Consider the following 18,838-nt stretch of genomic DNA (forward strand, 5'->3'; position numbering starts at 1 on the left):
CTCGCTGCGAAAGTATGACAACTGCCCTCAGCGGATACACGGAGCCGTAACCATGGAGAACCCGTTCAGACGCCGCGAGGTCGCACTCGACCTCGTCGAGGCGGTCGAGGACGAGGTTGTCGACTCTGTCGCCGCCGTCGAACCACCGTCGGCCGAGCCGATTCTGATGCTGCAGAAGATGGAGAACAAGCTTGTCCGGCATCACCTGGCCCACCCGGATGTGTTGCGCGACGACGAGCTGCGCAGGCTGCGGTACATCCTGAACTTCGCGCGGCTCGCCGACTTCGAACCGGGCGCCGCAGGCCCCGGCGGTAGTCGTGGACGCGGCGACGTCTCGGTGGGTGCCGAAGTCGCGCCGTGGCGGGCCAAAGTCGCCGACGCGTTCTACGGCCCCCTTCGCGAGGAGCGTGATCCCTCAACGGCATTGGCAAGAGCGCGCGATGGGCTCGTCGCATTGTCCGACGAGCAGGACGAGCGGCGCCGGCTGCTGATCGAAAGCCACGGGAACGACTTCTCCGCCGCCGAGCTGGACGCCGAGGTGGGCTACAAGAAACTCGTCACCGTTCTTGGCGGCGGCGGCGGTGCCGGATTCGTCTACATCGGCGGCATGCAGCGACTGTTGGAGGCCGGCCAGGTTCCGGACTACATGATCGGCGCATCGTTCGGTTCGATCATGGGCAGTGTGGTCGCCCGCGCGCTACCGGTGCCGATCGAGGAGTACGTCGCGTGGGCGAAGACGGTGACCTACGGCGCGATCCTCGGGCCCGAACGAGTTCGGCGCCGTCACGGGCTGGCCGGCCTGTTCTCGCTGCGCTTCGATGAGTTCGCCCATGCGCTGTTCACGCGGGCCGACGGCGAACGCATGCGGATGTCGGACTTGGCGATTCCGTTCGACGCGGTGCTCGCCGGGGTGCGCAGGCAGCCGTATTCGGCGCTACCGTCGAGGTTTCGCCGTCCGGAACTGGCGGCGCTGCAGATGCGTTCACTTCCCTTCCGCCCGATCGGCATCGGATCGCAGGTCGCGCGGCGGCTGTGGCAAGTATCGGCGTTCATCGACCTGCGCGTGGTCAAACCGATCGTCGTCGGCGACGACGATCTGACACGCGACTTCGACGTCCTCGACGCGGCATCCTTCTCGTCGGCGATTCCCGGTGTGCTGCACCATGAAACGAGTGACCCGCGCATGTTGCCGATCCTCGACGCCCTGTGTGAAGACAAGGAGGTCGCGGCGCTGGTCGACGGCGGCGCGGCGAGCAACGTTCCGGTCGAACTGGCTTGGAAGCGGGTCCGTGACGGCAGGCTGGGTACGCGCAATGCCTGCTACCTCGCGTTCGATTGCTTTCACCCGCAATGGGATCCACGCCATTTGTGGCTCGCCCCGATCGCCCAGGCGGTCCAGTTGCAGATGGTGCGCAACGCTCCATATGCCGACCACCTCGTACGCTTCGCGCCGACGCTGTCCCCCGCCAACCTCGCACCCTCGGCGGCGTCGATCGACCGCGCCTGCGCGTGGGGGCGCAAGAGCGTCGACAAGGCCATCCCGGTGACCACCGCGCTGCTGCAGCCGACGTGGTGGGAAGGTGACCGGCCCGCTGTCCCCGGCGCTGATCCCGACGCGCGTTCGAAGTCGGTCGCGTCCCCGATGAGCGCCGTGATGGCGGCCATCCAGGTGCCTCAGAACCGGTTGGCGCGGTGGCGAAACCGACGGTTGACGTGAGCGAAGCCGCCGCCAGGTGACGGGCACTGTCGCGGTGATCGGGGCCGGTCCCGGCGGCCTCGTCACGGCACGGTGGCTGCTGTCGCAGGGGTTCGAGCCGACCATCTTCGAGCAGGGGTCAGAGGTGGGCGGACAATGGACCGGGCTGCCGGGTCGCAGCGGAGTGTGGCCGGCTATGTACACCAACACAAGTCGGGTCTTGACGGCCTTCAGCGACCTCGACCACGAATGTGATCGTGTGTTCCCGTCGAACCGTGATGTGCTGGACTACCTGAACCGGTACGCCGATTTGTTCGGCCTTCGCACCCGCATTCGGTTTGGAAGACGGGTGGACGGTGTCGGCCGCGTCGGTGCTCGATGGCAAGTGACACACGGCGGGACCGAAGAACATTTCGACCGAGTAGTCGTTGCCACCGGCAGGTTCACGTCGCCGGCCGTCCCCGCGGTGCCGGGTCTGGAGACGTTCACGGGCTCGGCTGGTGTCATCTCGACATTCGATTACCGAGGCGCGAATGCGTATGCCGGCAAGCATGTTCTGGTGGCGGGGTGCGCGGTCAGCGCTTTGGAGATCGCCACCGAACTCGCTCGGCTCGGCGCGGCGCGTGTGGTGGTGACGCAGCGGCGGCAACGCTATGTGCTGCCGAAATTCGCGGCGGGCGTCCCGTCCGACCACAGGATCTTCACGCGATACGGAACCCTGGCGAACGAGACCCTTCCACCGGCAGAGGTCGACCGCCAACTCAAGGAAATCGTGGTGGAGGCCAACGGCAGCCCAGAGCAGTACGGTGCACCGGCGCCGGATCCGTCATTGTTCGCCGCCGGGGTGACGCTCAACCAGGGTTACCTTCCGCTGGTGGCCGAAGGCCGAATCACAGTGCGGCCGTGGATGCTATCGGTCCACGGCACGGACGTGACCTTCGCCGGCGGGGTTGTCGAAGCGTTCGATGGAATCGTGTTCGGCACCGGCTTCTCGCTGAATCTGCCGTTTCTCAGCGACGACATCCGCGCGACTCTCGACATGGACGAGGTGCATCTGGACGCCGACCGCTACACGTTTCACCCAGATCTGCCGGGCTTGGCGATGGTGGGCATGTGGGATCAATCCGGCGGCTACTTTGTACCGCTGGAACTTCAGGCCCGCTGGATTGCCTACACGTGGGGCGGTGCGATTGCGCCGCCTGATGAGGCCGACCAACGCACCGCGATCGCCGACTACCGTGCCCGTCGCGGATCGTCGCAGAAGACCCGAATGAATCTGGCGGCGTTGACCTTTGCGCGAGCCGCAGGCGTCGAACCCCAGCTCGAGAACTGGCCCGGTATACGGAGGGCGCTTCTTTACGGTCCACTCGCTCCGAGTTGCTTCCGGCTCGAGGGCCCCGATGCCCTACCCGACGCGCAGGCGCGTTTCGCGCGCGACGCCGCCGCCTTCGGTGCGATCATCTCCAACGCGATGACCGAGCGGGAACGTCGTTACTGGGTGCAGGTTCAGGCGGGTTAGGCGTTGAGCGCGGCCTCGCCGATCACCCGTCGCGCACGCAAGTCCTCGATCTCCTCATCCGAGAGACCGAGGCCGCGCAGAATCTCGTCGTTGTGCTGCCCGAGCGTCGGCGCCGAGAAACGGTGGTGGCGGTCCGGACCCGGCGTGATCGTGAAGGGCCAGCCCGGATAGCGATGCAGACCTGTCACAGGGTGCTCGTACTCTTCGTAATACCGACGTTGATCGAGCTGTTCGATGTCGTACATCCGGTCGGCGGTCATCACCCGCTCGGCCGGCACATGTCGCGCACCAAGGGTGTCGACGATCGCTTCCGCGGTCAGAGTTCGTGTCCACTCGGCAACCACGCCATCGAAGTCATCGTGTGAGCGTTCCCTCTCGTCCGCCGAAACGAAGCGGGCGTCGGAGACGAGGTCGGGCCTGCCCATGACGTCAGCCAGTCGCGCCCAATCGGTGTCGTCGCGCACCGACAACGCCACCCAGATGTCGTCGACAGCAGTCGGATAGACACCTTGTACGAGGCCGCGATGCCGATTGCCGTTGCGGGGCTGGATTATCCCGTTCATCGAATACTCGATGACCGGCTCGGGAGTAAGGCACGCCGCCACCTCGATCTGTGCGATCTCGATGAGCTGGCCTTCGCCGGTCCGGCGCCGGTGCTCGAAGGCGGCCAGAAGCGCGACGCCCGCGTGTACCCCGACGATCGGATCAGCGGGTCCCTGCAAGGTGCAGGGCGGACCGTCCGCGTAACCCGTGACTGCGGCCATGCCCGATGTCTGCTCGAAATTGAGCGCCCATCCGACGTATTCGCGCCACGGCCCGCTCAGGCCGAACCCGGGCATGCGCACAAGGATCACATTCGGATTCAGTTCCGCAAGCGACTCGTAATCGAGCCCAAAATGCTCGATCACCCGTGGCGAGAAGTTCTCCACGACGACGTCAGCCTCCCGTACGAGGCGGCGGACCAGGTCGCGGCCCTGTTCGGAGGTGAGGTCGATGGTGATGTCTCGCTTGTTGAGGTTGGTGGCCTGCCACAAACCGCTGCGTTCGTACCAGCGGTCACCCTCGTGCGCCCATGCCCCCGAGTAGCGGAAACCGTCAGGTCGCTGGATGGACTCCACCTTGACGATCTCGGCCCCGAAAGCGCCGAGGTAGCACGTCAGGTAGGCACCCGCCCAGAACGTAGTCAGGTCAAGAACTTTGATGTCCGCAAAGGGCTTCCGCGTAAACATCCCCGCACTATTGGACACCGGCGAGCGCGTGGCGCCTGCCGCTCGAGAACCCATCTGCGGTGCAGGCCGCGGCGGCAGCGCCGGGGACTTCGACAGTCGGAACGGAGCGGCGGGCCTACGGAACGACCAGTCCGCGCCGCCGGCATCGACGAAGAACCCCCGCTCGAGATATTGAGGGCAGTCGAGGACCGTGGCGCCGTCGTTGACGGGTGATGCGGGAATGCGCATCGCTTGGCTCAGCTCGACGATGTCGCCCACGGTATGTGCCGACAACCATGGCTCGGCCTTCTCGTAGAACTCGGCACGCTGCGGGCCGCCGAGCATGATCTCGATCTGCAGCTCGCCGTATTCGGGCAACCCCAGCATCGCGCACGCGTCCAGCCAGTGCTGTCCTGTGAGGCAATTGATTCCAAGCCATCCGTCCGCAGCCGCGACGATGCCCATCATCGGAGCGGAACGGGTGTTAACCGGCATCCCGAGGTTCCGCATCTTCTCGGCCTGCAGCATTGGATACGGGAGTGTCGACAGCAGCGACTCGAGTACCGACACGTCGATCTCGACGACGCCGCTTGCGCTGGTGGACTGGGTTCTCAATCCAGTGAGAGCGGCGAGTGCGCCGTACCCCCCGGCGACATACTCGGAGATCCGCCCGCCGGCCTGTACTGGCGGGCGGCCGGGATCTCTGGTGTTGACCCAACCCGACGCCGCCTGCACGGTCAGGGACGTGGCATCGCGGTCGCGCAAGGGACCGTTCTGCCCGAAGTCGGAGATGCGCACGACTACGAGGTTGGGATTGAGAGCCGCCAGCGCGTCCTTGCCTAGACCCAACCGATCCAGCATTCCCGGCCGCAGACCGTCCACCAACAGGTCCGCTTGCGTTATCAACTCCCCCGCCGCTTCTACGTCGCTCTCGAGATCGACTGTTGCGCCGCGCTTCCCCGCGTTCAGATACTCGAAGAGGCCTGACTTGTTCGGGTCTGGTGTGCCGCCGGGAAACGGTCCCCAGAATCGCAGCGGATCTCCAGACGGCGGTTCGATCTTCGTGACATCGGCGCCGAGATCGACGAGTAGCTTCGTGCAGTAGGGTCCCGCGATATCTCCGGCGATCTCGACGACGCGCAGTCCCTCCAGCGCCGCCATCACGCCGGAATTCCGATGGCCTTCTGTTCCATATAGCTGTACAGGCCGGGAAGGCCGCCGCCTTCGCGGCCCAGTCCGCTCTGTCTGAACCCGCCGAACGGCGCATCGCCTGGAATGCAGCCGTTTACGGCGATCTGCCCGGTACGGACGCGGCGCGCGACGCTCACCGCGCGCTCGACGTCGCCGCCCCACACCGCACCGGAGAGTCCGTACTGCGAATTGTTGGCGATCGCGACCGCGTCGTCGTCATCTCGGTAACGCAGTACCGCCAACACCGGACCGAACACCTCTTCCTGGGCGATCGCCGAGTCCGGCGTGACGCCGGTCAGGATCGTCGGCTCGAAGTAGAAACCCTTATCCAGGCCGGACGGGCGTCGGCCGCCGGCGACGAGTGTTGCTCCAGCTTGGGCCGCGGCGCCCACATGTGCCTCCACCCTCTCAAGTTGAGCACGACTGATCAGTGGGCCCATCTGAACGTCAGGATCCGTTGGGTCGCCGACCTTTACGCTCCGGGCCAACTCGACCAGTCTGTCGACGACGTCGTCGTGGAGGCGATCCGGTAGCAGAAGGCGACTCTGCAGGATGCACGCCTGCCCGGCATGAAGTGAGCATCCGTCGAAAAAGAACCGTTCCAGCAGTTCGTCCGTCACCTCGACATCGTCGAGGAAGATCCCCGCCGACTTTCCGCCGCACTCGAGCAGAATTCGCTTCATGGTGCCACCCGCGGCGGCCATCACCTCGCGGCCGACAACGGAGCTCCCGGTGAAACTGACCATATCGATGCGGGGGTCAGTCGTCAGTAGCTTGCTCGCCTCGATCCCACTCGGGGTGACGACGTTGACCACCCCGGGTGGAATGTCGGTGTGCTCATCGATGATTCGTGCGAGCGCGAGGCCGGCGAGCGGTGTCAGGGGTGATGGCTTGAGCACGATGGTGTTGCCGGCGGCCAACGCACGGCTGACCTTCATCACGTTGAGGCTGTGTGGGAAGTTCCATGGCGTCAGGATCGACACCACACCCTGGGGCTCGTGGCGAAGCAGCGTCGTTCCGGCTGCACCGAACGGATTGATCGGTTCGTCTTTGAGTTGCAGGGCGAGTTCGGCGGTGTTCATCGCCATGAACGCGGGACCGTCGACCTGGATCATGCGCTCGTTCGCAGTACATCCCCACTCTGCCTGCGACAGCGCGAAGAACTCATCAGCACGCTCCATGAGTGCATTGCCCAACTGATTGAGGCAATGGGCCCGTTCGTCGACCGACGCGTGGGCCCACGGCCCTGAGTCGAATGCCCGCCGCGCAGCCGAGATCGCGGCGTCGACGTCAGCGATACCGGCGTCGGGAGCCTGAGCGATCGTCGACTCCGTCGACGGGGAAATGTCGTCATAGCGGCCGCTCTCGGGCTCTACCCACTTGCCGTCGATGTACAGGGCATAGGTGTCGAGGAGTGGACGCGCGTCGGCCATATCGTTTCCTCACCGGAGTCATCGGGTCAACACTTGGTGTACACCTGTCGGACTCGCCCGTCAATCACCGTTATCCAACTCGGTTGCTTTTCAACAGATCATCGATCATTGACAGTGTCCATGCAATCAAGTAAACACTGTATAAATCGGACAGATCGCACTGATATGTCTGATCGCATTGAGGGAGGCCGCTATGCGCACCGAAGTCCCTCTACATTCACCTGACTTCTTCACGGGGGACCCGTACCCCGCCTATAGGGAACTGCGCGCAACCGAGCCGGTGTGCTGGAACGACGTCACCAAGTTCTGGGCGTTGCTGAAGTACGAGGACATCAGATACGTGTCCACGAACCCGGACAAGTTCTCCTCGGCCAAGGGCATCACCATTCCCGACCCTGGGTTTCCGAACCCGGTTCAGGAGGGCAATCTCATATTCACCGACCCACCGCGGCACCGGCAGCTCCGGAAGCTGATCAACACCGGGTTCACGCGGCGGCAGGTGGCGATCCTCGAACCGAAGGTGCGCGAGATCGTCTACGGCGTCCTCGCGGACATCCGTGCCGACTCCACCGTCGAGTTCGCCGAGGCCCTTGCGGCTCCCTTACCGACCCGGATGATTGCCGAACTGCTCGGCGCCCCGCCCGACGACTGGGAGAGGTTCCGTCGGTGGTCGGATGCATGCACCGGAAACGCTGACCCCGAAATCGAGCTCGATTCGATGGTGGCCGTCGGCGAGCTGTTCGAGTACTTCCAGCAACTGATCGCCTCTCGGCGAGCCGAACCGCTAAACGACATGCTGTCGGTGTTGAGCACCGCTGAGATCGACGGTGCCAGGTTGACCGATGAGGACCTGCTCAACTTCGCGTTCCTGTTGCTCGTCGCGGGCAATGAAACAACACGCAACCTGATCGCGCTCGGGACCTTGGCGCTCATCGAACACCCCGAGGCATGCGACCGGCTCGTCAAGGACCCCGCGCTGATCCCCGGTGCCGTCGAAGAGATGTTGCGGTGGTGCAGCCCGGTCACCCATATGGCACGGACGGCTACGGTCGACCTCGAGATCCGTGGAAAGCGCATCCGCGAGGGTGACACGGTCGTCATGCTCTACGGCTCGGCCAACCGCGACGAAGAGGTCTTCGGTTCCGACGGCGAGGAGTTCAAGATCGACCGTCATCCCAACCCGCACATCGCATTCGGTTGTGGTGAGCACTCCTGCGTCGGAGCTCAACTCGCCCGACTCGAGGCAATTGTTTTCTTCCAGGTACTTCTCGGGAGATATCCGAAGCTCGAATTGGTCGGCGATGTCGACCGGATGAGGGCAACCATGGTGCCGGGCGTCAAACGCATGCCAGTGCGATTGGGAATGGGGAGTTAGCGGTGTATCTGGACTTCACACCGGACCAGAAAGAACTGCGGGCCGAGATCCGGGCGTCGCTGGAGACGGTGATGACCCCGGAACGCATCGCCGCGGTCGCCGGCCGCATGGAAGGCGGAGAGGCAGTCAAGGAGTGCGTGCGTGCACTCGGCGCCGCCAACCTTCTCGGCGTCGGATGGCCCAAGGAGTACGGCGGACGCGGCTTCACCGCGCTCGAGCAGTTCATCTTCTTCGAGGAAGCCCAGCGGGTCAACGCACCCATCCCGCTTGTCACCCTCAACACCGTCGGACCGACCCTCGCCCAATCCGGATCCGACGAGCAGAAGGAGAAGTTCCTGCCTGCGATTCTCGACGGGACGGTCGAGTTCGCGATCGGCTATTCCGAACCGTCCGCCGGAAGCGATCTCGCGTCGTTGCGGACAGCTGCCGTGCGCGACGGCGACGACTACATCATCAACGGCGCGAAGATGTTCACCAGCGGCGCGGCGTACGCCGATTACATCTGGCTCGCGGCTCGGACCGATCCGACCGTCAAGAAGCACAAGGGCATCACCATTTTCATCGTGCCGACGTCGTCACCGGGCTTCTCGTGTAAGCCATTGCACACCATGCCGGGCGTGTCGACGTTCTACACCTTCTACGACGACGTTCGAGTGCCTGCAAGTTCGATCGTTGCCGGCGAGAACGAGGGCTGGCGGCTGATCACCACGCAGCTGAACTTCGAACGCGCGGCGCTGGGCAACATGGGTGCGCTCGTGCCGCTGTTCGAGAAGACGCTGGCGTGGGCGCAGACCACCGAGCTCGACGACGGGCGCGTCATCGACCAGCCGTGGGTGCAGCAGGCGCTCGCACGGGTCGAGGCGCAAGTCGTCGCCTACAAAATCATGAACCTGCGCGTGAACGCCGCGATGTCGATCGGCGTACTCGGCATGGGTGAGGCATCGGCGGTCAAGGTGTTCGGCACGGAGCTGACCCAACAAGTGGCCAGGGAACTGCTCGAGGTGATGGACCGCGGTGGCACCCGAAAGGGCGACGACGCACCCTTGCGCGGCGCGCTCGAAGCGGCCTACCGGATCGCGGTGATCAACACTTTCGGCGGCGGCGCCAACGAACTACAGCGCGACATCATCGCGATGGCGGGGCTTTTCATGCCGCGTGCACCACGTGACCTTCGGGCCAACCAGAATGGGGATGCAAAGTGACCTCTGATGAGCGTTTACGCGAAGAAGAGACGACGAAGTCGGAGTTCCGGAAGAAGCTCGACGCGCTCATCGGGCAGCCCACCGGCGGGTCCAGCAAGCCGACTGTTGCGCCGGATCCGGTGAACCAGCCGATGATTCGGCATTGGTGCTATGCGCTCGACGACATGAACCCGGTGTACCTCGATCCAGAATTCGCCGAGAAGTCCAGGTTCGGAGGCATCGTGTCGTCGCCGGTAATGCTCCAGACGTGGACGATGCCTGCCCCCAAGATCGAAGGCATCGCCGAACGCGGAGGCGTGCCAATGGAGATGGGGCGCAATCCGGCGTCGTTCATCGAAGACGCCGGATTCACCAGCATCGTCGCGACGAACTCGGAGTTCGAGATCGAACGCTATCCGCGCCTTGACGACGTCATCTCGGTGACGCAGGAGTTCGAGGACATCTCCGACGAGAAGAAGACCTCACTTGGCACCGGCCATTTCGTCACGTGGTTGTCGACCTACACCGACCAGAACGGGGAAGTGCTGGGCCGCCAGCGATTCCGTGTGTTCCGATTCAAGGCCAATACCTGATGGCCACGCGACTGGCGCCGACGGTCAGCCCCGACTCCGAGTTCTTCTGGAACGGGGTGCGCGACCACAAACTGTTGATTCAGCGCTGCAAGGATTGCCAGGCGCTGCGGCAGCCCGCACGGCCGATGTGCCCCTCGTGCCAGTCGCTGGAGTGGGACTCGATCGAATGCTCCGGCCGCGGCACCGTGTACAGCTACGTGATGCCACAACATCCGCCGATGCCGCTGATGGAGTATCCGTACATCGTCGTGCTGGTCGAACTCGACGAGGGTGTGCGGCTGGTGTCGAACCTGTGCGAGATCGCACCCGACGACGTCGAGGTCGGCATGCCGGTGGAGGTCTTCTATCAGACATTCGACACCCTCGACGGCAAGGACGTCGTCCTGCACCAGTTCCGCCCGGTTCGATAGGCAGGGCATCACAACCATGGATTTCACGTTCACCGAAGAACAAGAGACGATCGCCAAGGTCGCGCGCCAACTCTTCGAGCATCGGGTCACGCCCGAGCATCTGACCGAGTTGGAGGCCGGCGACGTTCGGTACGACGCGGCGCTCTGGCACGAGCTCGCGACCGCCGACCTGCTCGGAATCGCGTTGCCCGAGAAAGTCGGTGGCAGCGGCCACGGGTTCCTCGAGTTGGCCCTGCTCCTCTCGGAGGTAGGTGCCGGCGTCGCGCCGGTTCCGGTCTACGCGACTCTTCTGCTCGGCGCCGACACCATCGCCCGCCACGGCGATGACGGTCAGCGGCAGCGGTACCTCCCCGGTGTCGTCGACGGATCCCGTCTGCTCACCGCCGGGCTGACCGAGCCGGGCCGCTCCGACCCGACGATGCCGACAACCACCGCGCGGCGCGTCGGCGACCGGTGGCGCCTCGACGGAAGCAAAGAGCTGGTTCCTGCCGCACAGATCGCGCAGACAATCGTCATTCCCGCCCAGACCGACGATGGCGACGTCGGCCTCTTCCTGCTCGACGCGGGAGCCGACGGTGTCGAGATCCAACCCGCGGTAACGACGAACAGCGAGCCGCACGCCGACGTGATCCTCAACGGTGCAACCGTTTCCGGTGGAGACCGTTTGCCCGGGGACGGCGCCGAGATGATCGAATCGCTGCATAACCGCGCCATTGTCGGGCTGTGCGCGATTCAGCTCGGCGTGACGGAACGCGCTCTGCGCATCGCAGCGTCGTACACCACGGAACGCGAGCAGTTCGGCAGGCCGATCGGCAGCTTCCAGGCCGTTCAGCAGCGGATGGCTGACGCGTTCATCGACGTCGAAGCGATCCGCTGGACGACGTGGCAAGCGGCCTGGCTTCTGGCCGAGGGGCAGCCGGCCGAGCGCGCGGCCGCCATCGCAAAGTTCTGGGCGGCCGAGGCCGGCGCCCGCGTTGCGGCCACCGCCCAACAGGTGCACGGCGGCATCGGCATCGACCTCACCTATCCCCTGTTCCGGTACTTCCTGTGGGCCAAGCACAACGAGTTGACGCTCGGTCCGGCCTCGGCCCAATTGGCGCGACTCGGCGCTGCCTACGTGAGTGAAAGGAAATAACCACTGTGCCTGTGAATACTTCTCGCACCACGACATTGGACTGGCGCGCTATCAACGTCGGCGACGAGGTCACGCCGATGGATGTCCCGGTCACCGCGACCGTCATCGTCGCGGGCGCGATCGCCTCGCGCGACTTCATGCCCGTGCACCACGATCCCGAGTTCGCCAAGAAGCAGGGGTCGCCGAACATGTTCATGAACATCCTGACCTCCAACGGGCTGTGCGTGCGATTCCTGACCGACTGGGCCGGTCCCGAAGCGATGGTGAAGAAGCTGGCCATCCGGCTTGGCGTTCCGTCCTTTCCCAACGACCCTTTGCGCTTCACGGGCAGCGTCACCGGCATGTTCGAGGGATCCGATGGCGAAGGCCTGCTGGAAATCACGTTCAAGGGCAGCAACAGCCTCGGGGATCACGTGACGGGGTCGGCGATCGTCAGCCTGTTGGACGACCGAGTCGGCCCATGAATTCGCTCAGCAGAAAGACCGCTATCGCGGGCATCGGCCAGACGGAGTTCTCGAAGGAATCCGGCCGCAGTGAGCTCCAACTCGCCTGCGAGGCAGTCAAGGCCGCAATCGCTGATGCCGGCCTGCAACCCGCTGACATCGACGGCATGGTCACCTTCACGATGGACTCGAGCGACGAGATCGACATCGCGCGGAACGTCGGTATCGGCGACCTGACGTTCTTCAGCCGGGTTCACCACGGCGGCGGTGCGGCGGCGGGCACCGTGGTGCAGGCCGCGATGGCGGTTGCGACGGGCACGGCGAACGCCGTGGTGTGTTACCGCGCATTCAACGAACGGTCCGGGTTCCGGTTCGGCGGTTCGGGGGCGCGGCCGACGGGTGAGACGCCGTTGTTCTTGGCCAATTACGCGCCGTTCGGACTGTTGACACCCGCCGCGTGGGTCGCGCTGCACGCACAGCGGTACATGTCCACCTACGGGGTCACCAACGCCGACTTCGGCCGCATCTCCGTCGTCGACCGCGCCAACGCGGCGCGCAACCCGGACGCGTGGTTTTACGAGCGGCCGATCACGTTGGAAGATCATCAGAACTCGCGCTGGGTCATCGAACCCGTTCTGCGGCTTCTCGATTGCTGCCAGGAGAGCGACGGCGGAGTCGCGTTGGTCGTCACCACCGTCGAGCGCGCACGTGATCTCGCCAGCACGCCCGCGGTGATCACCGCCGCGGTGCAGGGTGCGGCCGCTGATGGCGAGATGATGACGAGTTACTACCGCGACGACATCACCGGACTGCCCGAGATGGGGGTGGTGGCCGAAAAGCTTTGGCGGGACTCCGGACTCAAGCCGAGCGACATCCAGACCGCGTTCCTCTACGACCACTTCACCCCGTTTGTGTTCGCCCAACTCGAGGAGCTGGGGTTCTGCGGTCGTGGCGAGGCGAAGGACTTCGCGACGATCGAGCGGCTTTCGCTCGGTGGCGAGCTGCCGATCAACACCAACGGCGGGCTGCTCGGCGAGGCCTACATCCACGGCATGAACGGCATCACCGAAGGTGTGCGCCAGGTGCGCGGCACCTCCTACAACCAAGTCGAAGCCGTTCAGAATGTCCTGGTGACCTCGGGAACAGGGGTGCCCACGAGCGCGCTGATCCTTTCGCCGGACGGCTGAGCCATGAGCCTGCCGACAACTGCCACAGACACTCGCGAGCTCATCATCGAGTCTGCCTTCGACTGCTTCCGCCGGCACGGTCTGGACAAGACGACCGTCGTCGACATCGCCCGCGCCGCCGATGTCTCACGCAGCACGGTGTACGAGTACTTCCGCGACAAAGCAGCGATCGTGGAAGCCTGTGCAGAGGGCGCTTCGCAGAAGTTCTACCGCGAGATGGCCAAGGCCATGCGAAGTGGCGCGACGCTCGAGGACCAGCTCGCTCTCGCAGGAGTTTTCGTGACCAGTGCCCGACGGTTCATCGAACCCGAGGACTATTTCGACGCCGACGAGGTGAGCCTGCTCCTCACCAAGAACGCGGCCGTCCTATTGCGCGAGTGCACCGAGTTTCTCGCGCCGTATCTCACCGCCGCGAAGCTCACCGGCGAGGTGCGCAAGGACCTGGACGTAGCGGCCGCAGGCGAGTGGTACGCACGGATGCTCTTCTCGTTGTTCAGCACACCGTCGTCAACGCTGAACATGGATGATGACGACGTGGTCGCCGAGTTCGTCAGATCGCATGCGGTGCGGGGATTCACCGGAGACCGCCGCGGTCGCACGAGGTAACAAGAGTCATTCACTGGTCGATTTCGCCCGCGATGCCGCGCTCGATCGCGGTGCGGGTCGCGGGTGGCAGAACGATCAGACCCTCGAGCTCCCGACGCGCGAGGTCGTAAGCATGTTCACGTTCCTTCGGTGTCGCAGCCTCATTCGAGGCCACACGGAGAAGCCGCTGAGCAAGGACAATTCGCTGCCGATCAGGTTCGGAGAAGTCGTTACGGCGTCGTCGAATCGCATCTGCCTCGGCGGTGTTGAAGGCCGCGACGTAGTCCTCGACAGCGGCCAGGTAATCGCGGGCCGATTCGCGATCGTCCAGCAGATCCTCGGCTCGTACCGGACGCAGCATGTCCGCCCGGATCTTCGCCTTGTGAAACCGCTCGGTGAGAGGCTCGCGCAGGTCGGTCATGAGTGGGAATTCCAGCAGTCTCGCCGGATCGAGTTCGTAGTCCAGCCACCGCGCGTCCGTTCGAGAGTGCTCCTCGATCGCGCGCGTGATGGTGCGCCACAGAGCCGCGGAATTGACGGTGGCCGGCCGTGCCAATTCAGGTTCGCGTTCGGGACGCCCTTCGGTGATCGCCTGGTCGGCGCCTCGCTTCTTGGCAGACGAAAACGCCCTGAAAGCGGCAATGATCGCGCCCGCGACCGGCACGATCACGATCAGCAACTCGAAGAGGCGGATCAATAAACCCACATCGCCAGGATGCCAGCTACGGAGCCAACACCCACGATCCGCGACGCAGCACGCCGGTCACAGCCAGATCCGCATCCAGTATCACCAGATCGGCGGCACCCCCGGGAACGAGCCCATCAGCCGGCAGCCCAAGCGCGCGGGCAGGGTTGATCGACCCCTGACGCACCGCGACCAGCAGCGCCTCGTCTCGCGGAAGGTGGCTGTGCTTCACGGCGAAGCGGAACTGGTGGTCCATGGTTGCGGTGCTGCCCGCGATGGTCTGCGTTCCAGCGACATGTGCGACGCCGTCGGCCACATCGACCCCCAAGGGGCCGAGCGCATAGGCGCCGTCGGGCATACCGGCCGCTGAAATCGCGTCGGTCACCAACGACACCCGGTCGGGTCCTGCGCTGCGCGTGACATGTCGGTACAGGGCAGGATCGACGTGAACGCCGTCGGTGATCAGCTCGACAGTCACCCGTGAGTCCTCAAGCAGCGCGATGACCGGGCCGGGCTCGCGGGTGTTGATCGGGCGCATCGCGTTGAACAGGTGGGTGCCCACCGTCGCGCCCGCGTCAATCGCCGCCCGGGTCTGCTCATAGGTTCCGTCAGTGTGGCCGACGGCGGCGACCACACCGGCCGCGACAACCTGCCTGACGGCCGAGATGGCACCTTCGAGCTCGGGAGCGATGGTGATCATGCGAACAGCGCCGTCGGCCGCATCCAGAACACCGGCGATCTCCGATGGGTCTGGGTCACGCATCAGGCCCGGATCATGTGCACCGCACCGCAGCGTGGACAGCCAGGGACCCTCCAGATGGATTCCGTCGATCACACCGGCGCGCACATGGTCCGCCAATCCCGTTATCTGTCGCAGTAACTCGTCCGGCGCCGCAGTGACCAACGAGGCGACCAGCGTCGTGGTGCCGTGCCTGCGGTGGAAGTCGGCGGCGGTGACGGTTTCGGCGTGCTCCGCAGCAGAGAAATTCGTCCCTCCCCCGCCGTGCACGTGGGTGTCGACAAACCCCGGCACCATCGTCACCGCTCCGAGATCTCGATCCGCCGGATGCGGCGGCGCCCCATCGCCTATCGCATCGATGCGGCCGTTTGATACCTCAATCCATCCGGGCCGCAACAGCTCTCGGCCCGTGAGCAGCGTTTCGGCGGTCAGCAGCACTCAGATGCCCTGCCAATCCGGTTTCGAACGGTACGTCTCGCGGTAGTAGTCCACTAGCTGAAGCCGACGCGCCGCCGCCTCGTCGAGCAGCACCGTGACGTGCGGGTGCAGTTGCAGAATCGTCGCGGGCCACAGCGCGCTGATCGGGCCCTCCACCAGTTGGTGCACGGCCTCGGCCTTACCGCGTCCCGACGCCACCAGAATCAGGTGCCGCGACTCCATGATGGTCGCGAGCCCCTGCGTCAGGCAGTGCGTCGGCACCGCGTCGACGTCGCCGCCGAAGAATCGCGCGTTGTCCATCCGGGTCTGCCTGGTCAGCGTCTTGATTCGAGTCCGTGAGCCCAACGAGGAACCGGGTTCGTTGAACGCGATGTGCCCGTCGGTGCCGATGCCGAGTATCTGCAGATCGACACCGCCCGCGTCGCGGATCGCGGTCTCGTACCCTGCGCACGCGGCCGGGATGTCGGAGGCGAGACCGTCGGGCCCCTGGACGGCGCCGGGCGCGAAGTCGACCTTGGAGACCAGCACCTCGTCGATGACGTTGCGGTACCGCTGAGGGTGATCGGCGGGCAGCCCGACGTACTCGTCGAGGGTGAATCCGCGAGCCTGTCGAAACGTCACCGACCCCGTCCGACAACGCCGCGTGAGTTCGTCATAGATCGCCAGCGGCGACGATCCGGTGGCCAGGCCCAGCACCGCCTCCGGCGTGCGGGCAAGCAATGCGGCGATCGCATCGGCGCCGACACTCCCGATCTCGTCGGCGTCGGCCAGGATGATGACTTCCATTTACTTGTTCGCGATGAAAAGGTCTGCGCCCGACGGAATCTGCGCGCCCTCCAGGACGGCTTCGGACGGCACGATGTTCCCCGCCTCGCGTTCATCCATCACGACCACCGGAACGATGGGATTGAGTCCTCTGGCCACGACGGACGCGACGTCGTACGTGATGACGACCTGGCCGGCCGTGACGTCGTCGCCCTGGCTCACATGCGACGTGAAGCCGTCGCCCTTCAGTTGGACCGTGTCCAACCCGAGGTGGACCAGCACGCCGACGTTCTCCGGCGTCATGACGATGAAGGCGTGTGGCATCAGTTTCAAGAGTTTCCCGGTAACCGGGGCGACCGCATCGACCACCTCGTGTGGAGGGTCCACAGCGGCGCCATGGCCCACCATCCCCGCCGAGAACACCGGATCGGGGACGTCCGCGAGCGGCACCGCACGACCGCCGACCGGCGCGAAGACCTGCGTCGTACTCACGTCGAGACTCCATTCTGCTCGTGGGCACCCACAATACGAGCGTGCCGGAAAGAGAGGCTGGACTTCGGGGTTTCCTTTAAGCTTCCGCTGGGCTTCGAACGGCTCGGTCCGCTATGGCGAGGAGGTCACCCCACATGAGTGACACAGCGAAACCTGCTGAAGTACAAGGGAAATCAGGACTGAGATTCCCCGGCTTCGCGCAGTTGCAGCGGCTGGGCAAGAGCCTCATGCTGCCGATCGCGGTACTGCCCGCGGCGGGCATCCTGCTGCGGCTCGGTCAGCCCGACCTGCTGGGCAGGATCGAGACCCCCGTCATCGGCGATTTCTTCAAGGCGATGAGCGCGGCGGGCGACGCATTGTTCAGCAACTTGGCCCTGCTGTTCGCCGTGGGTGTGGCGATCGGTTTCGCCAGGAAGGCGGATGGTTCCACCGCACTGTCCGCTGTCGTCGGCTACCTCGTGATGGAGGCGGTCTTCAAGACCATGTCGCCGATCGTCCTTGCCGGCGAGGTGGATAAGGCGGGCGAGCAGGCGCAGATCAACTACAGCGTCTTCGCCGGGATCGTGATCGGCCTGGTAACGGCATGGCTTTTCGACCGCTATCACACCATCAAGCTGCCCTCCTACCTCGGCTTCTTCGGGGGCAGGCGGTTCGTTCCGATTGTGGTGTCACTGGCCAGCCTGTTCATCGCCTTCGCGATGAGTTACTTCTATCCGATCTTCGACGCGGGACTAACCAGCCTCGGCGAGTTCATCGGCGGTGCGGGTGCATTGGGCGCCTTCGTCTACGGGTTCGCCAACCGCATGCTGATCCCGCTCGGTCTGCACCACATCCCCAACTCGTACATCTGGTTCCTCTACGGCGACTATCAGCCCCCGGGTGGTGAAGCGGTGACCGGCGAACTCCCCCGGTTCGCCGCAGGTGATCCGACCGCAGGCATCCTCACATCGGGTTTCTACCCCATTCTGATGTTCGGCCTGCCTGCCGCCGCGCTGGCCATGATCCATGTGGCGAACAAGAAGCAGCGCAAGGTCGCGGTCGGCATTCTGTCGGCGGCGGCCCTGACCGCGTTCCTGACCGGGGTGACAGAACCGCTCGAGTTCGCGTTCATGTTCGTGGCGTTCCCGCTCTACGTGATCCACGCGTTGCTCACCGGGCTGTCCCTGGCCATCGCCTACCTGCTCGACATACACCTGGGCTTCTCGTTCTCGGCCGGGCTCATCGACCTGCTGCTCTACGGCACCGCGCCTGCCGCGAAGAACATTCCGCTGCTGATCGGCATGGGCGTGTTCTTCTTCATCCTCTACTACGCCTTGTTCCGGTTCGCGATCACGAAGTGGAACCTGCGAACGCCCGGACGCGAGCCCGAGAGCGAGTTCGAGGCTGAGCAGCAGGCCAACCTCGGCGAGGGCGCCGACTCGGCGACCGCCGTTTCAGGCAGTGGCACGGCCGCGACGCTGACCGCACCCGCGCGTACGGACAGCAAGGCCGAACAGGTCATCGCGGCGTTCGGTGGACGGGAAAACCTCATCAACGTCGACGCCTGTATCACCCGCCTGCGGGTGGACGTATCCGATAAGGACAAGGTGGATCCGTCCCGCCTGAAGAGCCTCGGCGCCGCGGGGGTCATCGAGGTCGGCAACAGTGTTCAAGCAGTGTTCGGCACCGACGCCGAGGCGTTGAAGAACGACATCAACGAGATCCTCTAGGCGAGTTGTGTGCGTTTCGGAGCGGTAAGCGCTCCGAAACGCACACAAATCGCA

At 64.8% G+C, this 18,838-nt stretch carries 17 protein-coding genes; 11 read left to right on the top strand and 6 right to left on the bottom strand.

The annotated features are described in order from the left end of the window. Window positions 1-52: 52 nt before the first annotated feature. Both AB4Z42_RS07670 and AB4Z42_RS07675 read left to right on the top strand, forming a co-directional pair. Window positions 53-1,717, top strand: coding sequence for a patatin-like phospholipase family protein (locus AB4Z42_RS07670; protein ID WP_442008526.1), 1,665 nt, complete (start codon window positions 53-55; stop codon window positions 1,715-1,717). A gap of 16 nt (window positions 1,718-1,733) precedes the next feature. After that, a complete protein-coding gene (locus AB4Z42_RS07675; protein ID WP_442008527.1) occupies window positions 1,734-3,215 on the top strand; it encodes a flavin-containing monooxygenase in 1,482 nt (493 codons plus the stop codon). Here the strand turns inward: AB4Z42_RS07675 and AB4Z42_RS07680 are convergent. Continuing rightward, window positions 3,212-5,584 (bottom strand): CaiB/BaiF CoA transferase family protein, encoded by a 2,373-nt coding sequence (locus tag AB4Z42_RS07680; RefSeq protein WP_442008528.1) that lies wholly within the window; start codon window positions 5,582-5,584, stop codon window positions 3,212-3,214. The two genes, AB4Z42_RS07675 and AB4Z42_RS07680, sit on opposite strands and share 4 nt — an antisense overlap. Continuing rightward, window positions 5,584-7,047, bottom strand: coding sequence for an aldehyde dehydrogenase family protein (locus AB4Z42_RS07685; RefSeq protein WP_442008529.1), 1,464 nt, complete (start codon window positions 7,045-7,047; stop codon window positions 5,584-5,586). The genes AB4Z42_RS07680 and AB4Z42_RS07685 overlap by 1 nt, the downstream gene beginning before the upstream one ends. A 193-nt stretch (window positions 7,048-7,240) precedes the next feature. On the opposite strand from AB4Z42_RS07685, the gene AB4Z42_RS07690 reads away from it, so the two are divergent. The 8 genes from AB4Z42_RS07690 to AB4Z42_RS07725 are packed head-to-tail and all read left to right on the top strand — an operon-like array spanning window position 7,241 to window position 13,977. Next, window positions 7,241-8,422: a cytochrome P450 gene (locus AB4Z42_RS07690; RefSeq protein ID WP_442008530.1), complete on the top strand. Its 1,182-nt coding sequence runs from the start codon at window positions 7,241-7,243 to the stop codon at window positions 8,420-8,422. 2 nt (window positions 8,423-8,424) lie between these two features. Beyond that, the gene (locus AB4Z42_RS07695) at window positions 8,425-9,624 is read left to right on the top strand and encodes an acyl-CoA dehydrogenase family protein (protein WP_442008531.1); all 1,200 of its coding nucleotides are present in this window, start codon (window positions 8,425-8,427) and stop codon (window positions 9,622-9,624) included. Next, a complete protein-coding gene (locus AB4Z42_RS07700) occupies window positions 9,621-10,196 on the top strand; it encodes an FAS1-like dehydratase domain-containing protein (RefSeq protein ID WP_442008532.1) in 576 nt (191 codons plus the stop codon). The genes AB4Z42_RS07695 and AB4Z42_RS07700 overlap by 4 nt, the downstream gene beginning before the upstream one ends. Continuing rightward, complete coding sequence (locus AB4Z42_RS07705) at window positions 10,196-10,606, top strand: Zn-ribbon domain-containing OB-fold protein (protein ID WP_442008533.1); 411 nt, start codon at window positions 10,196-10,198, stop codon at window positions 10,604-10,606. Before AB4Z42_RS07700 ends, AB4Z42_RS07705 begins: the two co-directional genes overlap by 1 nt. 16 nt (window positions 10,607-10,622) lie before the next feature. After that, window positions 10,623-11,741: an acyl-CoA dehydrogenase family protein gene (locus tag AB4Z42_RS07710; protein ID WP_442008534.1), complete on the top strand. Its 1,119-nt coding sequence runs from the start codon at window positions 10,623-10,625 to the stop codon at window positions 11,739-11,741. A gap of 5 nt (window positions 11,742-11,746) precedes the next feature. Further along, a complete protein-coding gene (locus tag AB4Z42_RS07715; protein ID WP_442008535.1) occupies window positions 11,747-12,205 on the top strand; it encodes a MaoC family dehydratase in 459 nt (152 codons plus the stop codon). Next, window positions 12,202-13,371 carry a lipid-transfer protein gene (locus AB4Z42_RS07720; protein WP_442008536.1) on the top strand — a complete coding sequence of 390 codons (1,170 nt, stop codon included), beginning with the start codon at window positions 12,202-12,204 and terminating at the stop codon, window positions 13,369-13,371. The genes AB4Z42_RS07715 and AB4Z42_RS07720 overlap by 4 nt, the downstream gene beginning before the upstream one ends. 3 nt (window positions 13,372-13,374) lie before the next feature. Next, window positions 13,375-13,977 carry a TetR/AcrR family transcriptional regulator gene (locus AB4Z42_RS07725; RefSeq protein ID WP_442008537.1) on the top strand — a complete coding sequence of 201 codons (603 nt, stop codon included), beginning with the start codon at window positions 13,375-13,377 and terminating at the stop codon, window positions 13,975-13,977. A gap of 10 nt (window positions 13,978-13,987) precedes the next feature. Here AB4Z42_RS07725 and AB4Z42_RS07730 read toward each other — a convergent pair whose 3' ends face one another. Genes AB4Z42_RS07730 through AB4Z42_RS07745 form a run of 4 tightly spaced genes read right to left on the bottom strand, consistent with a single transcriptional unit; the run spans window position 13,988 to window position 17,075 of the window. Then, window positions 13,988-14,662: a hypothetical protein gene (locus AB4Z42_RS07730; protein ID WP_442008538.1), complete on the bottom strand. Its 675-nt coding sequence runs from the start codon at window positions 14,660-14,662 to the stop codon at window positions 13,988-13,990. Window positions 14,663-14,678: 16 nt separating this feature from the next. Continuing rightward, window positions 14,679-15,818 (bottom strand): N-acetylglucosamine-6-phosphate deacetylase, encoded by a 1,140-nt coding sequence (nagA, locus tag AB4Z42_RS07735; protein ID WP_442008539.1) that lies wholly within the window; start codon window positions 15,816-15,818, stop codon window positions 14,679-14,681. Beyond that, the gene (nagB, locus tag AB4Z42_RS07740; RefSeq protein ID WP_442008540.1) at window positions 15,819-16,604 is read right to left on the bottom strand and encodes a glucosamine-6-phosphate deaminase; all 786 of its coding nucleotides are present in this window, start codon (window positions 16,602-16,604) and stop codon (window positions 15,819-15,821) included. It abuts the gene before it with no gap. Further along, window positions 16,605-17,075, bottom strand: a complete 471-nt coding sequence (locus AB4Z42_RS07745; protein ID WP_442008541.1) for a PTS sugar transporter subunit IIA — start codon at window positions 17,073-17,075, stop codon at window positions 16,605-16,607. 134 nt (window positions 17,076-17,209) lie between these two features. Here AB4Z42_RS07745 and AB4Z42_RS07750 point away from each other — a divergent pair, with 134 nt between their 5' ends. Next, window positions 17,210-18,784 (top strand): PTS transporter subunit EIIC, encoded by a 1,575-nt coding sequence (locus AB4Z42_RS07750; protein WP_442008542.1) that lies wholly within the window; start codon window positions 17,210-17,212, stop codon window positions 18,782-18,784. Window positions 18,785-18,838 lie beyond the last annotated feature (54 nt).

The organism is Mycobacterium sp. 2YAF39 (assembly GCF_052114565.1).
Lineage (GTDB): Bacteria > Actinomycetota > Actinomycetes > Mycobacteriales > Mycobacteriaceae > Mycobacterium.

What these genes read in the sequence shown, in the direction of transcription:
- AB4Z42_RS07670 (WP_442008526.1), top strand. Translation starts at nt 53, where the DNA reads ATGGAGAACCCGTTCAGACGCCGCGAGGTCGCACTCGACCTCGTCGAG.
- AB4Z42_RS07680 (WP_442008528.1), bottom strand. Translation starts at nt 5,584, where the DNA reads ATGGCGGCGCTGGAGGGACTGCGCGTCGTCGAGATCGCCGGAGATATC.
- AB4Z42_RS07685 (WP_442008529.1), bottom strand. Translation starts at nt 7,047, where the DNA reads ATGGCCGACGCGCGTCCACTCCTCGACACCTATGCCCTGTACATCGAC.
- AB4Z42_RS07690 (WP_442008530.1), top strand. Translation starts at nt 7,241, where the DNA reads ATGCGCACCGAAGTCCCTCTACATTCACCTGACTTCTTCACGGGGGAC.
- AB4Z42_RS07705 (WP_442008533.1), top strand. Translation starts at nt 10,196, where the DNA reads ATGGCCACGCGACTGGCGCCGACGGTCAGCCCCGACTCCGAGTTCTTC.
- AB4Z42_RS07710 (WP_442008534.1), top strand. Translation starts at nt 10,623, where the DNA reads ATGGATTTCACGTTCACCGAAGAACAAGAGACGATCGCCAAGGTCGCG.
- AB4Z42_RS07720 (WP_442008536.1), top strand. Translation starts at nt 12,202, where the DNA reads ATGAATTCGCTCAGCAGAAAGACCGCTATCGCGGGCATCGGCCAGACG.
- AB4Z42_RS07725 (WP_442008537.1), top strand. Translation starts at nt 13,375, where the DNA reads ATGAGCCTGCCGACAACTGCCACAGACACTCGCGAGCTCATCATCGAG.
- nagB (WP_442008540.1), bottom strand. Translation starts at nt 16,604, where the DNA reads ATGGAAGTCATCATCCTGGCCGACGCCGACGAGATCGGGAGTGTCGGC.
- AB4Z42_RS07750 (WP_442008542.1), top strand. Translation starts at nt 17,210, where the DNA reads ATGAGTGACACAGCGAAACCTGCTGAAGTACAAGGGAAATCAGGACTG.